The organism is Alkalihalobacillus sp. MEB130 (genome assembly GCF_032335535.1).
GTDB lineage: Bacteria > Bacillota > Bacilli > Bacillales > Bacillaceae_D > Halalkalibacter.
Genome location: NZ_JAOANA010000005.1, coordinates 1 through 14,605, shown reverse-complemented (window position 1 = coordinate 14,605; position 14,605 = coordinate 1). Strand labels below are relative to the sequence as shown.

At 37.1% G+C, this 14,605-nt stretch carries 14 protein-coding genes; 6 read left to right on the top strand and 8 right to left on the bottom strand.

Annotated elements, in window-relative coordinates:
- Positions 1–96 precede the first annotated feature (96 nt).
- From N0O92_RS06610 to N0O92_RS06600, 3 genes are all read left to right on the top strand, one after another.
- Positions 97–1,599: a carboxypeptidase M32 gene (locus N0O92_RS06610; protein WP_315613876.1), complete on the top strand. Its 1,503-nt coding sequence runs from the start codon at positions 97–99 to the stop codon at positions 1,597–1,599.
- 73 nt (positions 1,600–1,672) lie between these two features.
- A complete protein-coding gene (locus N0O92_RS06605) occupies positions 1,673–1,972 on the top strand; it encodes a hypothetical protein (RefSeq protein ID WP_315613875.1) in 300 nt (99 codons plus the stop codon).
- Positions 1,973–2,072: 100 nt separating this feature from the next.
- Positions 2,073–2,411: a hypothetical protein gene (locus N0O92_RS06600; RefSeq protein ID WP_315613874.1), complete on the top strand. Its 339-nt coding sequence runs from the start codon at positions 2,073–2,075 to the stop codon at positions 2,409–2,411.
- 125 nt (positions 2,412–2,536) lie between these two features.
- Here N0O92_RS06600 and N0O92_RS06595 read toward each other — a convergent pair whose 3' ends face one another.
- Entirely contained in the window at positions 2,537–3,247 is a 711-nt protein-coding gene (locus N0O92_RS06595; protein WP_315613873.1) for a YwaF family protein, read from the bottom strand.
- A 31-nt stretch (positions 3,248–3,278) separates the two neighbouring features.
- The gene (locus N0O92_RS06590) at positions 3,279–3,944 is read right to left on the bottom strand and encodes a 3'-5' exonuclease (protein WP_315613872.1); all 666 of its coding nucleotides are present in this window, start codon (positions 3,942–3,944) and stop codon (positions 3,279–3,281) included.
- Positions 3,945–4,183: 239 nt separating this feature from the next.
- On the opposite strand from N0O92_RS06590, the gene N0O92_RS06585 reads away from it, so the two are divergent.
- Complete coding sequence (locus N0O92_RS06585) at positions 4,184–4,546, top strand: hypothetical protein (RefSeq protein WP_315613871.1); 363 nt, start codon at positions 4,184–4,186, stop codon at positions 4,544–4,546.
- A gap of 165 nt (positions 4,547–4,711) precedes the next feature.
- Here the strand turns inward: N0O92_RS06585 and N0O92_RS06580 are convergent, their stop codons facing one another.
- The 3 genes from N0O92_RS06580 to N0O92_RS06570 are packed head-to-tail and all read right to left on the bottom strand — an operon-like array spanning position 4,712 to position 6,590.
- Positions 4,712–5,110: a VOC family protein gene (locus tag N0O92_RS06580; RefSeq protein WP_315613870.1), complete on the bottom strand. Its 399-nt coding sequence runs from the start codon at positions 5,108–5,110 to the stop codon at positions 4,712–4,714.
- Positions 5,107–5,898, bottom strand: a complete 792-nt coding sequence (locus N0O92_RS06575) for a phosphosulfolactate synthase (protein WP_315613869.1) — start codon at positions 5,896–5,898, stop codon at positions 5,107–5,109. The genes N0O92_RS06580 and N0O92_RS06575 overlap by 4 nt, the downstream gene beginning before the upstream one ends.
- Positions 5,895–6,590, bottom strand: a complete 696-nt coding sequence (locus N0O92_RS06570) for a 2-phosphosulfolactate phosphatase (protein ID WP_315613868.1) — start codon at positions 6,588–6,590, stop codon at positions 5,895–5,897. Before N0O92_RS06570 ends, N0O92_RS06575 begins: the two co-directional genes overlap by 4 nt.
- A gap of 247 nt (positions 6,591–6,837) precedes the next feature.
- Here N0O92_RS06570 and N0O92_RS06565 point away from each other — a divergent pair, with 247 nt between their 5' ends.
- Together N0O92_RS06565 and N0O92_RS06560 are read left to right on the top strand one after the other, a co-directional pair.
- Positions 6,838–8,010: a diguanylate cyclase domain-containing protein gene (locus tag N0O92_RS06565; RefSeq protein WP_315613867.1), complete on the top strand. Its 1,173-nt coding sequence runs from the start codon at positions 6,838–6,840 to the stop codon at positions 8,008–8,010.
- A gap of 293 nt (positions 8,011–8,303) precedes the next feature.
- Positions 8,304–8,531, top strand: coding sequence for a hypothetical protein (locus N0O92_RS06560; protein WP_315613866.1), 228 nt, complete (start codon positions 8,304–8,306; stop codon positions 8,529–8,531).
- A gap of 475 nt (positions 8,532–9,006) precedes the next feature.
- Here N0O92_RS06560 and N0O92_RS06555 read toward each other — a convergent pair whose 3' ends face one another.
- The 3 genes from N0O92_RS06555 to N0O92_RS06545 all read right to left on the bottom strand — a co-directional run bounded on the left by N0O92_RS06555 (position 9,007) and on the right by N0O92_RS06545 (position 14,405).
- Positions 9,007–11,379 carry a S8 family serine peptidase gene (locus N0O92_RS06555; protein ID WP_396334478.1) on the bottom strand — a complete coding sequence of 791 codons (2,373 nt, stop codon included), beginning with the start codon at positions 11,377–11,379 and terminating at the stop codon, positions 9,007–9,009.
- A gap of 574 nt (positions 11,380–11,953) precedes the next feature.
- On the bottom strand, positions 11,954–12,079 hold the full coding sequence (locus N0O92_RS06550) for a hypothetical protein (RefSeq protein ID WP_315613864.1): 126 nt from the start codon (positions 12,077–12,079) through the stop codon (positions 11,954–11,956).
- A 280-nt stretch (positions 12,080–12,359) separates the two neighbouring features.
- The gene (locus tag N0O92_RS06545; protein ID WP_315613863.1) at positions 12,360–14,405 is read right to left on the bottom strand and encodes a molybdopterin oxidoreductase family protein; all 2,046 of its coding nucleotides are present in this window, start codon (positions 14,403–14,405) and stop codon (positions 12,360–12,362) included.
- Positions 14,406–14,605 lie beyond the last annotated feature (200 nt).

Genomic DNA, 14,605 nt, shown 5'->3' with positions numbered 1-14,605 from the left:
TCTATCTTGCCGTCACAGGCAGGAAAAACGATTCGGTTGTCGAAGTAGTACAGTATGTAAGACCATATTTAAGAGTAGAAAAGGTGGAGCGCCAACATGACACTTGAAACAGAATTTAGACAATACGTAAAAAAAATGGAAGACTACGGACAAGCCCTAGCGCTTTTAGCTTGGGATTCTAGAACGGGCGCACCTAAAAAAGGGGTAGCTCAACGCTCGGAAGTGATCGGAACCCTTTCTTCAGAAGTATTTGCAATGTCAACATCGGAAGAAATGGGGCGTTATGTAAATGAATTACGTCAAGAAGGAACATATGAGCAGCTATCCTTAATTACGCAAAAAACAGTAGATGAATGTTTAAAAACATATGAGCGAAATATGAAAATTCCTAAAGAAGAGTTTAAAGAATATGTTATGCTTCAATCTCAGTCTGAATCGCTATGGGAAGAAGCAAAAGACAAAGCAGACTTTGAGTTATTCCGACCAAATTTAGAAAAATTGGTTGAATTTAAGAAGAAATTTGTTAGCTACTGGGGCTATGAAGGGCATCCTTACAATACACTTTTAGATGATTATGAGCCAGGTGTATTTGTTGATACGATTGATCAAGTGTTTGGTGAATTACGTGACCAACTCATTCCATTAGTAAAAGGGGTAATGGAATCTTCTCACCAACCAAAGACTGATTTTCTTTTTAAGAAATTCCCGAAAGAAAACCAACAAGCATTAAGCTTAGATATATTAAAAGAAATTGGATATGATTTTGAAGCTGGTCGTTTGGATGAGACCGTTCATCCATTTGCGATTGGGATTAATCCAAATGACGTTCGCGTTACAACAAAATACAACGAAGACGATTTCCGCGTCGCCCTTTTTGGAACGATTCATGAAGGCGGACATGCCCTGTACGAGCAAAATATTTCTCAAGATCTTATAGGAACACCGCTTGCTGATGGAACTTCCATGGGAATTCATGAGTCGCAATCTCTTTTTTGGGAAAAATTCGTTGGGAAAAACTTTGGCTTTTGGGAGCGGAACTACGATGTTTTAAAGAAACATTCGTCAGGTCAATTTGATGACGTTTCTTTAGAGGACTATTATTTTGCTGTAAACCAAGCAAAACAATCTCTTATTCGAATTGAGAGCGATGAACTAACGTATTGTTTGCATATTATTTTACGGTATGAACTTGAGAAAGCATTGATGGAAGATAAATTAACCGTTGCTGAACTTCCTGAAGCGTGGAATGACAAAATGGAAGAATACCTAGGCATTCGACCATCTCATGATGGAGAAGGAGTACTTCAAGATGTTCACTGGTCCTTTGGAGCATTTGGTTACTTCCCATCATATGCGTTAGGCTATATTTATTCCGCACAAATAAAAGAAGCGATGGTTAAAGACTTGCCTCATTTTAATCAACTTGTAAAAGACGGTGATTTTGCACCTATACGTGAATGGCTAACAACGAAGGTCCATCAACATGGAAAACTAAAGAAACCAGCTGAGATTATCAAAGATATTACCGGCGGAGGTATTGATTCAAAACCATTGGTACGTTATCTTGATGAAAAATATCGTAGACTTTACAAATTTTAATAACGGTCATGATTAAAGTAGGAAAATGTAGGCAATACTAACGGAAAATCTTTTTTTGTGGAGTGAATCTCACATGCGTATTGTTGAAATGTTTCCTAGGGAAGAAAGCACCGTGACATTCCTTGAAACAGACCTACAATCTTATTTTCAAGGAGAAGAGAAAATTTTACAATTTTCGTTAGGAGATAAGAAGTATAGCTTCCTATGTCATCAAGATGGAGTACAAACGAGAAATAGCGAAGTGAAAGCACTATATGGACCAGTAGTGGTCTGTTCAGAGCAGCTACAAGGACTAAGCGAGGAAGAGGCAAACCTTGTGATGCGTTACATGAATAACAATGAATTTGAATTATCAAATATAACGTTACATTAGAAAGAAGGCCAATCGGTCTTCTTTTTTTAGTATAAATACTTTGAAACGATTTGTCAGATTTCATCGTTTCATCAATAAATAAAGGGAAGAGGTGGATTACATGTTTTTACTAAAAGAAACAGGCAAACTTTCTGTTCTTCTCTCTTATTTCTATAGCAAAAAACAAAAGCCACAACATCTCGATATGAGAAAACCTGATATTGTAGGGGAGGTACTGGTAGTGGAAGATCATTGGCTTTTAGTTGATGATATTTATATAGATGTGAGAGAAACTTCATTTGTAAACGAAAAGAACGAGTTTATTTGTCAGTTACACATCGAAGAGGGAGTAGAGGTGGCAGTTTGGATTGAAGAAAGTGAAGTGATTCGAACCTATCCTGCTTTAGCAACCGCTCAATCTGTTCAAATTAGAAAGGGAAGGGATGTAACACATTCATGAAACGCGTTTGTTCTGTATTACTTATTGTTTCTTTTTTAACCATTATGACGGCTTTCACCTATATTGGTAAAGGAGAAGTATCCCCGCAACATGTGGACGAAATTCAATCTTCCTTGAAGTGAACCTTATTGCTTTTTCTTCGCTTTAATAAGAAAAGGCAAATAAAGGAGGGTGAACATGAGAAAGGCAATAGCTTCAAGTGAAAGGATATACCATGGATAAGGCCCTAGTAGATCAAGAATGCTTTCATTTTGTGGCTTTCTCGCAAGAAACATATAATTAGCTCCTGTTAATTGGTTAACGAAAAAAGCAATGATAGCAATAAAATTTAAAACGAGAAAAGATTTCACAAGAGAAGAGAATGTAACGAAAAATTGTTCTACCCAAACCATATACAAAATAGAGAAAATGATAGCGAAATGTGCAATGAAAAAATGCAAATAACGAAAATGAGGAAAAGTATAAAATAAGTCAGGTGTTATGAGAGCTTGCAACGCTCCCGCCAGCCCGAAAAAATAGACAATCTCAAAAATCCCTCTATGTTTGAACAAGAGCATACCTACACATAAATAAAGGCTTATCGTACAAAGTTGTAATGGAAGGTTAAACCGAATGTCCCAAAGTCCAACAGCGACACTCCAAAAAATGATGCTGATTTCAGACAAAACTAACAAGAAGATTAGAACGGTTCTGCCATAGCTTTTCATATGTACATTTTTTCTAAAACGATAAAGTAGGATTACTAATATGATAAAGATGACTAAAGTTGCAATGTGGACAGGTGAAAGAAAGAGGGCGTCGTCCCAATGAGCCCCCCGTTCAAACATAGATGGCATGTTCAGTCCCCCTAGTACATGTTGATATCGGTTAGTTTTCTGTAGGCGATTTAGAAGCAGGGTGTGTGTGACTCGTTTGCTGCTTTTGATCTTTGTGACGAAAGCGAGATCGCTTGTATTTTTGAAATTGAGTATGAATTTCTTTTTGTGACAGAGAGTTTTCTTTTAATTCAATTTTGTCAATAAATTTAATAAATAGCTCTGCTGTATTAATCGCATCATCAATTCCTCGATGCGCTTTACCAGTTGGTTCAATACCGGCCATTTTCAGGGCATTTTTTAATCCAAGTTGATTAGTCAGATCTGAACTCATTAAGTTTCCGATTGGTTTTTGAATATCATTGTAATTACGAAACCAATCTAAGTTCATTTTTTGCTGTGCAGATTGATTAATAAAATGAGCCTTGTCGTCTTTTCCCCAGGAGCATAAATAATATTTGTCTCCAAGCCACGTTACAAATTGCAATATCGCTGTTTCATAGGAAACAGCCTTATTTATATCCTCGTCTTTCATCTTAATAAATTTTCTTGTACTTTTAGATATGTGACCACGCTTAGGGTTCACGTATATTTGAATTTGATCAATGATCTCCTTTTTCTCAAGATCCACTTTACATGCTCCGATTTCGACGATTTCGCTTGGTTGTCCTTTTCGAAACCGCTTGATTAATTCAAGGTCAAAAATAACGGCTACCACCAATGATCATCCTCTCTTTTCCTATTACTACTCTGCACTGTTACTGCTTTTAACATGCAAACCATATCATCTATTATAAACCAAATCACGGTTTGGATGAACGAGTAATCAAAGTCCGAAAAAAAAGCATTCTTCCGAAAAACACTAAAATATTCCTAATGTCATCACATATTTAGCTTTCTTACAGGTTAATTTACCTTTGTACTACCAAAATCAAACACCCTTTAGGAGGAACAACTATGTTACAACAACCGAATCAAATGAACGCAATGCACACTATGAACTCAATGAATCCAATGAACCCAATGAACTCAATGAATTCGTCTTCGATGACGGGGCAAATTCAGCAAATGCTACAACAAATGCAGCAAATGGAACAACAACATGCTTCACAACTAAAACAAATCACGACACAACTTCAACAAATTGCCCAACACGAGGGAATGGCAGGTCAACAAATTCAACAACTATCTCACATGTGTAACCAATTAATTCAAGAAAACCAACGTTTAACTCAGTCTCATACTATGCACTCAACTCATACTCCTTACACGCAAACCAATACACATAATCCAAGTTACATGGGCAACCAATATCAATAATTGACTTGTATGTAGCAAAAAAAGAGAGGAATCCTCTCTTTTTTAATGGCTTTTTCGTTAAAATTGTTGCGTTATAAAATATTTCTAATAGTGAAATGGAGCGCAATGGAACGAACATGTGGAAAACACGTACCTCAAAAAACAAAGCATGCGAAAACAACCTTCTTAATATACCATTGAAACATCATGGTAATATTTAAATTCAAGAAGATTATTGGCTGGATCAATTAGAAAGAAAAGAATGTGTTCCTCTTGTTTTCCTTTAAATCGTGTTGTTGGTTCTTGAAAGAAAGGTAATTGATTTTCTTTTGCTAGATCAAGAAGCTTGTGAAACTCCTCTTTATTCGTTAAAGTGATACCAAAATGACGTGGATACATTTTAGGGGATTGATCAATATGATCTGGGCTTAAATGGCAAACAACTTGATCACCGAAAAAATTAAACGTCACTCGGTCATCGTATCTTCTTGCAAGTTGACAGCCTAATTTTTCATAAAACTCCACTGTTTCATCTAATTCCTTGCAGGGAATCGCTAAGTGAAATAATTTGTTTGTTTCTCTCATTTTATTACCTCCACTTCATCAAATAAATAAAACGTATCTGAGCGTAAACCTAATCGTAACGTCTCTAGAGAAATCACATCTGAAAAGGGGATGTTTGCTAAATTTACGTTTGAACCGAGTTGTTGAATGAAAAACGTTTGCATTTTTTTAGTTGGTGCTTCAAAAATCACATCCTCTTTTTTTATACAGGAAGATAAAATATCGTTAATAATATCAAGACGAAGGTCTCCATTGCTTTGACAAATCCCACTAGTTCCACTTTCTCTAGCTTCCGTAATCACTTTCGAGGATCCAGCTTCCAAATCTTCTAGCAAATACTCAATCCATTCGGTTGTGCAAAAGTTATCTGATTTTTGAGAATTTTTACTACCTACTTCACTAAAAACTTGAAAGTCAGATGAGAAATCAGAGATGTAGGATGCTTTTTCTCGATTTGAGATGTCAATTGTACCATTGGATATCTCAATATATTGACAGTTGTATAGTTTGCAATAACGATAAAACTGTTCAAGCTTATTCTGACTTAAAAATTTTTCGAAAAGGGTACCTCCGAAAAAGAATTGAACATCATGATCTAAGAGGCAATCGATCTTTTGTTGAAGCTGCTTTGTAATAAGAGATGTGCCCCAACCAAATTTCACAAAATCAACTAACTCAGATGAACTTGAAATGGTATCTTTAAATACTTGTAAGGAGATCCCGTTGTCAATTAAAATCGTTAAGCCTTTTTTTCTCGGCTTCAGTTGTCGCTCTGGTAAGCTAAGTCCAGAATTAGATGATATATTCATATGCGTTTCCTCTCAATCACCGGTATTTTCGTATGTTTATTCACTTCCATTACAAAATCACTATTCTTCTCTTCTATACATAAGCGAATATCGTCACAGTCGAATTCTGGTTTGTCTACATTAAAAAATTTCTCCGTTACGTGAGAGTTTGTAATTCTCTGCATGACTTCTTCAGGTCTAACGGTTGATTTTCCTAAAATGAGATCTTTGATATAGTCAGCGCATGCTAAATCATCATCACCGGTCGGATGTGATGCAATAATATGAATGACAGCATCCTCTTTGGTTTCCTCAAGCAATGTTCGAACATGGTTTGCTGTTGTTTTGGCATTTGAAAAGCCTGTGACAAATAGGTGTTTCGTATTCAAAGAGTGTAATGTGGCTTTGACGCCATTTGTTGTTTTTTGAACTAATGTTTTATCAAACAACCTTTCTTGTGAAATTTGTTTAGGAGAGTTTCCTAAATCAAACCCTTTAATCGGGATTCCTTTTTCTTCACCCGCTAAGAGAAAGTCAGGATAAGAATGTTTTAATAAAAAAGCATCTTCTGTTGAATTCACAAGAAAGATTTGGTTTACACCACCTAAAAACGCATAATGAGCAACAGTAAAGGCTCGGATTACATCAATCACAATGTTGATATGTGAGCGTTGTAAGTGAAGATCGTTGCCTTGATGAATCGTAATTGTCATGATCATCTCTCCTAAACGTTCATAATCTCAAGCTACTATATTCGCCTAACATTGCAGTGGTTACTACAATGGGTAATAACCTAAAAAGTTTGTGACAATTTAACTGGCCATTGGTTAGATCAAGGGAAATATGGTTTTTAAGTATGATGTAATTTTATCGAATATTGTCGAATTTATAGTTACGTTCAAGCAAGTTATATAGTAAGATGAACCTAAATACTATTAATCTTATGAAAGTGTTGATTGCATGATAAAACCGATTGCTTTTAGTTATCTGTTCCTTTTAAGTTTGTACATCATTTATTTACTTTTTGTTGGTCAGTTTACTACTTACATGATTGTTCTTTCTATTTTTCTTATCATTCCTATTATTGGCTTGCTTCGTTCTTATAAGATAAAAGCAAGAGAAACGAAGAAGACTATGGACGAAGTTATAGAGTTAAAGGCAAAAATGAAGGAAATGGAGCAGGAAGTTGAAAGACGAAATCAAATTATTCATCACTTGGACTTGGTTCATCTAGAGTATGATGTCCCAACAGACACGGCTCGTGTTTCAGGTGGAGTAGAGCATATTTATCAAGTGTCAAAAGAAGAGTTTGAACAAAACATATTCTTGTGGCAAGATCATATCCATCCTGAAGATATGAAGATGGCTCTTCATAAAGAGAAACAATTACTGCTTGGCAAATCAATTAAATATACTCATCGAATACAGCTGGAATGTCAAAAGATCAAATGGGTTATAAATAGCGCGACTCCAGTTAGTGATTCAAACGGCAAATTAATGAAAATTTACAGGACATTTCACGAAATTACCGAACAAAAAGAGAAAGAAGAGCAATTGCAGCAATTGGCTTTTTATGATGATCTAACAGAATTACCAAATAGAAAACTATTAGATATCCAATTAAAAAAGGCATTAGCCAGGTCAAAACGACATGACCATACACTCGTCACAATGTTTATTGATTTAGATGGCTTTAAAAATGTTAATGATACCTACGGCCATGAGAGTGGGGACCTTTTGCTCAAAGAAGTGGCCACAAGGTTAAATGACAGTGTTCGTGAAGAAGATCTAATTGTAAGACTAGGCGGGGATGAATTTATTATCGTTTGTGAAGAAGCAGAGAAAGAAGAAGCAGAGGGAATTGCCAATCGCATTATTGAATTTGTATCAAAACCATTTTCGGTAAATGAGCAAGAGCTACATGTTTCTCCAAGCATTGGGATTAGCCTTTATCCCGAAGACGGAGAGGATCGCGAAGAACTTATTCAAAATGCCGATAAAGCAATGTACCATGCGAAAAGAAAAGGCAAGGGCAATTTTCAATTTTACAATGAGAACCTACGTGATGTACAACCTCGTAAATTTGATATCTTTGAAAAGTTACTCAAAAGTGTTTCTAAGAAAAGAAATTAGACTAGATAGGATAAACCACTTCTATGACACAGAAGTGGTTTTATTTGTCGTGAGTTGTTCACACAATTCCTAAATTCATATGCAACCTTGTCGAATGAACGGAATATAATAAGCTACTTCTATTGAAAAGTAGAGATCAGTTTTGTCCAAAAAGTGAAAAGGTTCGATTATTTGCTGATATAAAACCTAACGAAAGGTTTGAGGGGACGACCATTTCAGATGTAAGATTCTAAACAACGACAATAACGATGTAGTTGAAAATAGAAAAAAATGAAATGAAAGGTGTGATTTCTTTGATCGAACATTATTTAGAAGAACGGTTTGGCATTGTCCAGGAAGATATTTTGATCTCTCCATCAACGAATAGAAAAGCGACTGTAAAAGAAGTGCTGCACTCTGTGGAACAAAGCGGACATGCAGAAAAAGTACTAGCAAAAATTCAATCAATCCAATCATTAGGGCGCAAAGGAGTGATTGTTTATTTAACAGGGTTGTCAGAGCGGCATAAGGCGAAGGGCTAGAAAGAAAGTGCAATAAGGTGAACTGAAATAGAGATGTTGAGTAGAGGGGCTGAATCTTTTGATTTTGTCTCTTTTTTGTTTGAATGAGGTGGAGGAGTAGATTTTGGGGAGATGAATGAAAAGGAGTATAGGGGATGGATTCCTGAAATGTGAAAGAAATGAAGGAGGAGAGAAACAAAAAGAGTTTAGTTTCCTGAAAATGTGAAAATAATGTTGAGGAAGGAAGCAAAAGGAGTTTAGTTTCCTGAAAATGCGAAAGAAGTGTTGAGGAAGGAAGCAAAAGGGTTTTTGATTCCTTAAATTAGGAAGAAGTGAGGAGGAAGGGAAACAAAAGGAGTTTAGCTTCTTTAAATGATGAAAAAAAGTGGAGGAAAGGAAACAAAAGAGTGATGGCAATCCCACAGTTACGGAAGATTAAAAAATAGAACAAATAAAGGCAAGGAAAGTGTCCTTTCCTTACCTCAATTAGCTGTAATTATTGTATTGTTAAAACGCCTCCTGGAAGCTCGAATTCATTAATACCCGTTTTTGCATAAGCATTAATTTGATAACGACCAGGAGAAAGGGGCTGCCCATTAATAGTCATATCCCAGCTAAAACTGTGCATCCCAGGAGCAACATTCGTAGCGCTAGCAGGTTGATCTAACAACACCCCAGTATCCGCATTACGAATACGAAGATTAAACACTTCAGCTCCACCAGGAACATTAACCGTACCTACAAGGTTGCTTCCTGAAATTCCAAGTGATAATGCAGATAGCATTGGGTAATCAGGCTCTTGTACGAATAAAATAGTTGGTACTTCAATTGTTTGCGTTCCATCACTTAACAAGAATGTACCTTCATAATAACCAGGTGCTAGGTTACTTGCATCCACTTGAACACCAAAGTTAATGTCTTGTGTACGACCAGGTTGTACTTGTAAGTTGTTACTTGTTTGTATTTTAATACCTTCGTGACCAGTGAACTCAAGAGAATACCTCTTACGCTCGTCTGAAAGATTATGAACCTTAAAGCTTTGACGTTGAACTTCTTTCTCGCCTTCTTTTGAGAAAATACCAAAAGAGTGACTGCCAGGAGTAACAAGGACTTCGGCATTAATCGCATCAAGCACACGAATACTTCCTGCACCTTGGCTGTTATGCGGATAAAGATTATCATTTGCATCGTACAAGTTTTCAGCTGTGTTCATTAACGCAGCTTTAACAAATTCGACACTCCAATCAGGATGTGCTTCTAAAATTAGAGCCGCTGCACCTGCAACGTGAGGAGCTGACATGCTTGTTCCTTGAAGAGATGCATACCCATGTGGGTTAGCAGGATTGTGCGTAGGAACGGTACTTACGATGGCAACACCTGGTGCTGAAACATCTGGTTTGATCATCCATGTGTTCATTACTGGACCACGAGATGAGAAATTTGCCATTGTTTCGCCCACTTCTTTAACGAATTCAATGTCAAAAGAAACAGTATTAATACCAGCTTCTAATTCAGCAAGAAGTTTTTCACCATCTGCTAATGTTGTCATAATCATTGGAATAGCTGTTCCAGGAACCTCTGGTTGTACACCAGCGACGTTGTTATAAATAATCGCACCAATGGCGCCACGAGCTTTTGCATTTGTCGCTTTATCAACAAATGCATAGTCACCACGCTTCATTAACGCAATTTTCCCTTCCAGATCTTTTCCTTCAAAATCAGCATCTGTTCCAGCTAATCCTACATCAACAAATTCAAATTCACCTTCATTTAAAGCTAGTAATTCATCTAAGCTAGGAAATCCCATAATAGCTGAACTTGGATACTCTACACCTTCAGAAGTGAAAATGTCAGCACTATAAAGATCATACGGCAACTGAGTAGCCCCAACCGAGATCGCTTCACGCGACGTACCAGGAGAACCAACTGTCCAGTTATTTGGACCACTGTTTCCATTTGATGTGACCGCTACAACACCTTCAGCCATAGCCCAGTCTAACGCGATACTAGTTGCAAAATCAGGATTGTTTTGCGTGTTTCCTAACGATAGATTCATAATATCAGCTCCGTCTTGAACCGCACGTTCAATCCCAGCAATGACGTTTTCAGTCGTACCACTTCCACCAGGTCCAAGTACACGATAAGCAAGTAATGTAGCATCAGGAGCTACACCTTTAATCCCACCATTTGCTGCAACCGTACCAGCAACGTGTGTACCATGGTTTGTTGAACCACCACGTGGATCGCCAACAGGAGTTTCTTGTGGATCATCATTGTTATCTACAAAATCCCAGCCTTTGTAATCTCCAAAGTTTTCAGCTAAATCAGGATGAGTGTAATCAACACCTGTATCAATAATAGCAACTTTTACACCTTCTCCAGTAAATCCAGCTTCCCAAGCTTCATCTGATTGAATAAACGGAGCACTATCCATCATAGCAGGGCTAAACATTTCTGGATCAATGAGTACAGCATCTTCAGAACTTACTTTATAAGTCTCATTCGGATATACAGCTTTAATACCATCTACAGCTAACAACGCTGATACTTCATTTTCAGCAATCTCAACAGAAAAGCCAGAAAAAACATAATCGTACTCTTGATTCACTTCAACTGTAGCTACTTTTTCTAACTGAGCAATCACATTGCTACGTTCTGCAGCTAAATTTTGTTTTGATTGTGATTTGCCTTTATGTTTTGCTTCGACAATGGATTCTTCCTCTAACTCTACGATAACTGTGACAATGTCGCTCGATCTCTCATCTACTTCTAAATACAACGACGTGACTGTTGCTGATTGATTTGCTTTTGCAACTGTGCCGAAGCTACCAAAGCTTGAGATTGCTAATACAAAAATTAACGTATACATGACTAGTAATTTGCATTTTTGTCCCACTGTGTAACAACTCCTTATTCTGTTTTAACATGAAGGGAAAGAAGCTATGTACCTATCATTCACCTCGATTCACATGATTTGTTTCCCACAATGTTTGAGGAATTTCTGCATTGTTTTATAAGAATCCTTTCATTTTTCAGAAAATGAGAAAAAGATCCTAAAGGCGAAAATTTCAGGAGTCGAAATATTAGTTATGGTAAGAAAGTCCTGTAAATTTCTATTGTTACTACAAAGGAATAAGTATAGGGAATGTAATAGTGACAACATAAAGTTGATTGTCAAAAAAATAGTTTGGGAATTTTTTCAAAAAAATATATTAAAATAAAATAAGGGGATAGGTCTTAGACTACGGATCAAAGGTCATGAAAGGTGTATAAAAATATAACAAATGTTTTTTAAAAAAAGAAGTGGGAAGAAGATAGAGGAGAAGGAGACAATAAGAAAAGAGACTGTCTAGAAGACGAGCCTCAGATTGATTGACAATCGTTCAATTAGCATTCTGCTAAACGAGGGCAACGTGTTTCATTTAGACAATCTCTTTTTTTACTTATTCAGCTTGATCGTTCTTTTTTGCTTTAAACAAATCTTTTAAATTTACTTTTGTTGAGATTTTGCTATCTTCTTTCTTTTCATGTTTCGTTTCTTTGTGCGCATACCATGAAATAATCTTCAATTTAAGCACCACCGTTCATTGTTTTGGAAAAGTCGTTTACTAGATAAGTAACGCTTTGTCCAAGTATATGAGACAAACGTGAATTTATGATAAAAAAGCTTCATAGAATTACGAAGCAACTGAAAGTTCCTTTTAGCAGGTTCGGTGATGTGCAATGACTTCACCGAACCTGCTATGAGAAACTCACTCATAGCAGACTGAAAAGAAGGCAACGGTTTTCTCATTGTTGAAAGAGAGCTGAGAAAGGCGAAAACCATACCTTTTTCAGCTCCCCTCAAAGTTACTGAAGAAGCTTTGCACAGGCGACACGACCAGAAAAGAAGGTAGCTCCTCCGCCCATGTCAGACAATCGATCCGGCGTAAGTGCATTAACAAGTTGTTTCTTTCCGTCCATATCTGCCCATAAACCTTGGCTAACAATTACACCAGGAAGGACGTTTTCTCCAACTGCGACAGGGAGTTCACATTCACCACGATCATTCCAAATACGAACCATTTCTCCTTCTGAAATCCCAAGTTCTTTGGCATCCTGTTGGTTCATATGAATTTTCGGTTGTTTTTCTAGCTTAATATGTTTCTCGTTATTGGAGAAAGTAGAATTTAAAAAATTATGATTTGGACCTGGTACGAATAAAAATGGGTACGTGTCATCTTCCATTAAAGCCGTATAAGTCGGGAGAGGAGGATACCCATCTTTCTCCATCTTTTCTGAATATAATTCGATTTTCCCACTCGGCGTTCCTAACTGGTCTAGTGAAAAAGTGGTTCGATCTGCTTTTATATAATATTCCTTCACTAATGTTTCATAATCTATATTAGTATAATACGGACTTTCGGGATGGGTAACAGCTTGTCGAATCAATTCTTCATCAGACTCTTGTAAAGCAGGATCATCAAATCCCATTGCATGAGCTAATAAACGAAACACGTCTGTGTTTGATTTACTTTCCCCATAAGGTTCCATTACCGGTTGTTGTAGATGAATGTAATGGTGCCAATACGATGTGTAGAAATCACGGTTTTCAAACGCAGATGTAGCAGGCAAGACTAGATCAGCAAACATGGCTGTTTCCGTTAAAAATAAATCATGAACAACAGTAAATAAATCATCACGCATGAGGCCTTCACGCACTTTGTTGCTATCAGGTGTAACGACAGCTGGATTGCAATTATATACAAACAAGGACCGAACAGGAGGAGAAGGCTCATGCAATACTTTGCCTAACTCATTCATATTAAACACACGTGTTTGTTTGTTTTTTAACAAATCTGGTCGCTGCAATTGAGACGTGTTATACGATAAAAAGGCTGAATTTGATTTAATAGCACCGCCACCTTTTTCAAGCCAAGCTCCTGTTAGGGCTGGTAAACAAGAAATTGTCCGAATTATCATCCCACCATTGTCATGGTGTTGCAATCCATTCCCGATTCGAATGAGAGAAGGAGAGGTCATCCCGTATAGGCGAGCCAATTTTACAATATCGTCTACAGATACCCCTGTAATCGCAGCAACGGTTTCTGGATCATATTGTTTGACATGCTCTTTCAGCTCGTCATATCCGATTGTGTAGTCTTGTAAGAAAGACTGATTCACCAGGTTTTCTTTAAAAAGAATATGCATCATACCAAGAGCGAGTGCACTATCTGTACCAGGTTGGATTGGAATGAACCAATCTGCCATTCGTCCTGTTTGGTTTTTATGAACATCAATCACAATGATCTTTGCTCCATTTTTACGTGCTTTTTGTGCTAACGTCATTTGATGCATGTTCGTGCTGACAGCATTAATGCCCCACATAATAAAAAGCTTCGTTTCTGTTGTCTCCTCAGGGTCGGTTCCGAATGAGCCACCCATTGTATATTGATATCCTACGGAACCAGCAGCTTGACAAATCGTTCGATCTAACCGACTTGCTCCTAAATAATGAAAAAAACGACGATCCATTCCTTCTGCTTGAATGTTTCCCATATTTCCATAGAAGCTGTATGGGAGAATGGATTCTGGACTTTCTTGGTCGATTAGCTTTTTCCATTTCGTCGCAATGGTCTCAAGTGCTTCCTCCCACGAAATAGGAACAAAGCGGCCTTCTCCTTTTGCACCAATCCGTTTAAGTGGTGTTGTGAGTCGTTTTGAATCATAAAGTCGTTCTGGCATATGCCGGACTTTGTTACAAATTGCGCCTTTTGTGATAGGGTGATCAGGGTCCCCTTCAATTTTAACGATTTTCCCTTCTTTTTTGTGAACGAGTAGTCCGCATTGATCGGGACAGTCTAACGAACAGACAGAAGGAAAAACACCATTTTGTTCAGAAATAAATGATTGCATATTATGATCCCTTTCTGTTTTTAAGTTAGTAGATTATAACATTTAATACATTCGTAGAAAAGATTCATAGCTGAAAAGAGGCTGGGACAAAACTCAGTAAATTGAAATAAAAGAGGCCCGAGAACATTTTTGTTCTTGGGGCCTCTTTCCTATGTATGTTTTTCATTTTATAAAACAAAAAAAGGACAATCTCTGATAAA